Source organism: Solidesulfovibrio sp. (assembly GCF_029978005.1).
Taxonomy (GTDB): Bacteria; Desulfobacterota; Desulfovibrionia; order Desulfovibrionales; family Desulfovibrionaceae; genus Solidesulfovibrio.
The window spans coordinates 1-3,983 of sequence record NZ_JARKOZ010000041.1 but is presented as its reverse complement, the minus strand read 5'-3'; the positions used below and the strand labels follow the sequence as shown (position 1 = coordinate 3,983).

Below are 3,983 nucleotides of genomic sequence, written 5' to 3'. Positions count from 1 at the left end.
AAATCAGCGCCGAGACGGCCGTGGCCCTGTGGAAAAAGGGCGAGCTGCTGCCCATCGACGTGCGCGAGCCGGCCGAACGGGCCGTCTCCACCCTGCCCGGCGCGGTGACCGAAAAGGACTACTTGGCCGACCCGGCCCGGTTCGCCGGCAAGACGGCCGTGGCCTACTGCACCATCGGCTACCGCAGCGGCAAATGGGTCGAGGACAAGGCCAGGGCGGGCCTGCCCGTGGCCAACCTGGCCGGCGGCCTGCTCGCCTGGCTGCACGCCGGCGGCGGTCTCGTGGACGCCAAGGGCGATGCGACCAGGACCGTACACGTCTACGGCCGCGCCTGGGACCTGGCCCCCAGGGGCTTCACGTCCGTGTGGTAGGCTCCCGGCCGTAATAGCGCCGAAAGTATTTCCGTCCCGTGACGTCGGCCAGCCCCAGCCGCCGGCCGGCCAGATAGGCGGCGCAAAGCCGCAGCACGCCGAGGGTGCGCGGCCAAAACCCCTGGCCTTCCCAACGTCTGGCCGAGACCAGTACGCCCCCGCCGAGAAGCTTCGTTTCTCCTGCCTCGCGCAGCCGCAGCGACAGTTCCACGTCCTCCATGAGCGCCATGTCCGGGAAGCCGCCGGAGCCTTCCAGGGCCTCGCGCCGGAAAAACTGCCCCTGATCGCCGAAGGCGATGCCGACGGTCCCGGCGCGAAGGCTGTTCAAGCCCGCGATCAGCGCCAGCCCCGGCTCGCCCCGGTCGAAGCGCATGCCCACGGCCCCGCCCGCCAGCCGGGGCTCCCGGGCCAGGGCGCGAAGGATCCGGCCCGCCGCCCCGGGGGCCAGACGGCAGTCGGCGTGCAGCACCAGCACCACCCCGGACCGGCAGGCGGCGATGCCCGCGGCGATCTGCCCGCCCCGGCCGCCGGCGGCGGCCACCACACGCGCCCCATGGGCCCGGGCCACGGAGGCGGTGTCGTCGTCCGAGCCGCCGTCGACCACCACCACCTCGGCCACCTCCCCGGCGGTCAGGGGCGCGGCCAGGCTCTCCAGGCAGGCCCCCAGCCGCGCCGCCTCGTTTCGGGCCGGCGTTACCACGGCCAGGCCGCCCACGGGCGCGAAGCCCTTTTCCCGGACAAGGAGCAGCGGCCGCCAGGCCCCGGCCAGGGCCAGACCCAGCCAGGGCAGCCAGACCCAGGCCAGAACGATCCCTTCGCCGCCAAGCTCGCCCGGCCGCAGCCAGGTGGGCGCGGCGGCCAGCCCCTGGGCGGCCAAAAGCCAGCCCAAAGACCAGGACGGCCGCACGGCCCATAGGGGGACCAGGGGCAGGAAATACCAGGGATAGACCGTGGGCAGGCAGGCCAGGGTCACGGCCAGGGCGGCCGGGGGACCGCGCCGGGCGTCCTGGACGGTCAGCCACAAAAGCCCGAGGACGCCCGCGCCGACGGCCATAGCGGCCAGGGGCGCGCCCTGTCCGAACACGGGCCGCAGCAGGGCGACCAGCGGCCCGCCCTGGGCGCTGTAGCGGGCGAAGACGGCCAGGGAAGCGAAAAGGTCCGTCCCAGCCCCGGCGAAAAGCGCGAAGGCCGCAAACGGCGCGAGGGTCCAGCCGGCCTTGGCGGCGTTTCCCCGGTTCAGGAAAAAGGGCGCGAGCAGAAGGGCCGGGTATTTGACCAGGCCGGCCGCGCCGAGGCCGGCGAAGCCGAAGCCGGCCCGGTGCGAGTCGAAGGCGGCCAGGGCCAGGGCAACCAGGGGAATCATGACGGCGTCGAGGTGCCCCTCCCCGGCCCCCATGGCCAGAGACAGGGGATTGGCCGCGGCCAGGAGGAGCAAGGCGGCCGGCCTCCCGGACCGGGCCAGGACCAGGGCCAGGACGGCGCAGCCGCACAGGTCGGCCAGGGCGGCGGCGGCCTTGAAGGCCAGGGGCGTGGGCGAGACGGCGGCCGTCAGCCGGCAGTAGAGTTCGGCCAGGGGCGGATAGGCGGCGGCCAGATCCTTGTGATTGACGCCGGCCAAGGCCTGCCGCGCCGCCTTGGGCAAAAGCGCCGCCGTGCGCGGGTCCGCCGGGGCCAGGGCGTAGGGATTGCCCCCGGCCTGCTGCAGCGCGCCCTCGACGATGTAGCGGGCCACGTCGGAATCCGCCGGCCAGGCCCAGACGAAGACCAGGCGCAGGACCAGTCCCAGGGCAAGGACCCCGGCCATGCCCCTCCCCCCCTCCCGCTGCGGCCAGCGCCGGGTGAAAAAGGCCAGGCCGGCGAAGGCGGCGAGAAAGCAGGCGGCGAAGGCCACGCGCCCGGCCTTCAACACGCCGCACAGGGCCAGGGGGAACTGACAAACGAAAAGCGACGCCAACGGATGGGCCGTGGCCAGGGCCGCAAGCGCCTGGGGGCCGGGGAAGCGAAACGGCCGGACCATGGCGTCAGCGGCCGTTGAGGGACCAGTCGTAGGGCGTATAGGCCAGGTCGTGACGGCCGGCCGCATCCATGGCCGCGGCCAGGGGCGGGGCGGCGAAGCGGCGGACGAAGGCCCAGACGCCTTCGGGACCGCCGAAGTCCTCGGCGTACCAGTCGAAGATGCGGCTCACGTGCAGCACGCCGTCCTTGAAGAAGGTGTTGGCCGGATCGTTGATGAAGTTCCCGGCGGCCGCGTCCAGGGCGGTGTCCAGTGTCTCGCCCGCGTAGGGCGCGCCGGCCAGGGGCGGACAGCTTTTGGAGGCGCAGTTGACCGCGAAATGGACCCGGGGATCGCGAAACTCGGGCCGCAGGATGCCGTGCTCCACGTCGTCGAGGCTGACGGTCCCGGCCCGCAACCGCACGAAGGCGCGCTTCCAGGGCGAGCGCAGCAGGCTCCCGGCCTCCTTGATGGAGCGGATGCCGGGGTAATGCTCCAAAATGAGTTTGAGCGTCCAGGCGTTGTAGACGTTGACGTAATAGGCGAAGCGGTCCTCCCGGGAGAGCGCGGCCGGGTCCACGACGGCCAGGGCGTCGAGATAGGCGGACAGGCGCGCCTCGTCCTTTTTGAGTCCCGCGTAGTCCACCACGCCACCCCGGACATAGGTGGCCAGCAGCGCGGCGTAGGGCGCGTCGCGGTCCGCCGCCCCGACCGGGACGGCCAGGGCCAGAGCCAGGGAAAGGACCATTGCCGCCATGCCGGTCAGGCAACGCTTTCCTCCCAGGGGGCAGGCCGCGTCAGTTAAGTTCATCGCAAAGCACCCGGCCGAGCCCTCCCGGCCGCATGGGCCGCCAGGGCAGGCCCGAAGCCGGGGCGTCGTGGTCGAGGGTCTTGCCGCTGACGCCGATCCAGGCCGAGGACCGGCGGGCGATGCGTGTTTGGGCACAGTCGAGGGTCACCCGCTCCACGGCGTAGGCCACGGGCTCGGGCACGCCGTGGTCCTCGGCCAGCTCGCGGCCCTCCTGCTCGGAAAAAACCCGCTTGATCCGGACTTGCACGAAGTCCCCCCGCACCCGGACCGAGTGAAGGTCGTAAAAAAGCGTGACCGACTGGTCGTCCTCGGCGGCCAGGCGCTTCCAGTCCGTGGCCAGGGCCGGGGCGGCCATGACCAGCAGCGCGCAAAGGAGCGTGAGCACACGCATCCGCACCTCCTCGTCCGGAGATTCCCATGATTTTCCACCATGGAGACTAGCACCGGCCCGGCCCGGACACAAGTCGCCGCGTCCGCCGCTCCCCGCGCTCCCTTTGACGAACCGGGCGAAGGGACTTATGGGAAAAGCGGGGAGTCGGACAGGTCGTCGTCGCGGGCCGCAAGGCCCGGGGAGGAAAGTCCGGGCTCCACAGGGCAGGACGCTGGGCAACCCCCAGCGGGAGCGATCCCGGGAGAGCGCCACAGAAAGCAAACCGCCCGTGCGAAAGCGCGGGTAAGGGTGAAACGGTGGGGTAAGAGCCCACCAGTTGCCGCGGCGACGCGGCAAGCTCGGCAAGCCCCGTTCGGAGCAAAACCAAATAGGAGGGCGTCAAGGCTGGCCCGGCCGTGCCCTCGGGTAGGTTGCTTG

Annotated in this window: 4 protein-coding genes and 1 other RNA gene; 2 read left to right on the top strand and 3 right to left on the bottom strand. The window is 72.2% G+C overall.

Annotation, left to right across the window (positions count from 1 at the left end; genetic code table 11):
• A partial coding sequence (locus Q1K70_RS04180) for a rhodanese-like domain-containing protein (RefSeq protein ID WP_300156160.1) occupies positions 1-371 on the top strand: 371 nt, incomplete at its 5' end.
• On the opposite strand, the gene Q1K70_RS04175 is transcribed toward Q1K70_RS04180, so the two are convergent.
• From Q1K70_RS04175 to Q1K70_RS04165, 3 genes are read right to left on the bottom strand one after another with little or no spacing between them, the layout of a single operon-like run.
• The gene (locus tag Q1K70_RS04175) at positions 355-2,388 is read right to left on the bottom strand and encodes a glycosyltransferase (protein ID WP_300156159.1); all 2,034 of its coding nucleotides are present in this window, start codon (positions 2,386-2,388) and stop codon (positions 355-357) included. The two genes, Q1K70_RS04180 and Q1K70_RS04175, sit on opposite strands and share 17 nt — an antisense overlap.
• A gap of 4 nt (positions 2,389-2,392) precedes the next feature.
• Positions 2,393-3,175 carry a DUF547 domain-containing protein gene (locus Q1K70_RS04170; RefSeq protein WP_300156157.1) on the bottom strand — a complete coding sequence of 261 codons (783 nt, stop codon included), beginning with the start codon at positions 3,173-3,175 and terminating at the stop codon, positions 2,393-2,395.
• A complete protein-coding gene (locus Q1K70_RS04165; protein ID WP_300156155.1) occupies positions 3,162-3,566 on the bottom strand; it encodes a hypothetical protein in 405 nt (134 codons plus the stop codon). The genes Q1K70_RS04170 and Q1K70_RS04165 overlap by 14 nt, the downstream gene beginning before the upstream one ends.
• 140 nt (positions 3,567-3,706) lie before the next feature.
• Between Q1K70_RS04165 and rnpB the strand changes: the two genes are divergently transcribed.
• Positions 3,707-3,983: RNase P RNA component class A (gene rnpB, locus Q1K70_RS04160), an RNA gene on the top strand; the annotation flags it as partial.

What these genes read in the sequence shown, in the direction of transcription:
- Q1K70_RS04170 (WP_300156157.1), bottom strand. Translation starts at nt 3,175, where the DNA reads ATGAACTTAACTGACGCGGCCTGCCCCCTGGGAGGAAAGCGTTGCCTG.
- Q1K70_RS04165 (WP_300156155.1), bottom strand. Translation starts at nt 3,566, where the DNA reads ATGCGTGTGCTCACGCTCCTTTGCGCGCTGCTGGTCATGGCCGCCCCG.
- Q1K70_RS04175 (WP_300156159.1), bottom strand. Translation starts at nt 2,388, where the DNA reads ATGGTCCGGCCGTTTCGCTTCCCCGGCCCCCAGGCGCTTGCGGCCCTG.